Raw genomic sequence first — 667 nt, forward strand, 5'->3', positions numbered from 1 at the left:
GGCTTGCCCACGGCCTTTTCGAAGGAGTGCAGGACCTCCAGGACGGAGGAGCCCTTGCCGGAGCCGAGGTTCCAGCGGAAGACGCCGGTGCGGTCGGTGATGTGGTTCAGTGCGGCCACGTGGCCTTCGGCGAGGTCTACGACGTGGATGTAGTCGCGCAGGCAGGTGCCGTCGGGGGTGTCGTAGTCGCCGCCGAAGACCATGAGTTTGTCGCGGCGGCCCACGGCCACCTGGGCGATGAACGGCACCAGGTTGTTGGGGATGCCCTGGGGGTCTTCGCCGATGCGGCCGGAGGGGTGGGCGCCCACGGGGTTGAAGTAGCGCAGCAGGGCTATGTGCCAGCGGGGGTCGGCGGCGCCAAGGTCGGAGAGGATGTCCTCGATCTGTTCCTTGGTGCGCCCGTACGGGTTGTTGGCCCCGATTTCCATTTTCTCCACGTAGGGGATGGGGTTGTGCTCGCCGTAGACGGTGGCGGAGGAGCTGAAGACCATGGAGCGGACTCCGTGCCGGTCCATGGCGCGGATCAGGTTCAGGGTGCCCACGAGGTTGTTGTAGTAGTACTTCAGCGGCTCCCGCACGGATTCGCCCACGGCCTTGAGCCCTGCGAAGTGGATGACGGCGTCGATGCCGCTGCCGGCGAAGACCTTCTCCACCGCGGCTTCGTCCA

Annotated in this window: 1 protein-coding gene; it reads right to left on the reverse strand. The window is 66.4% G+C overall.

Features of this window, described 5'->3' with window-relative positions:
* Positions 1 to 667 (reverse strand): UDP-glucose 4-epimerase GalE (gene galE / locus AC3IMC_RS20415; protein WP_490920722.1); only part of this gene is annotated, 667 nt, incomplete at both ends.

It is taken from the genome of Arthrobacter sp. E70, assembly GCF_058266945.1.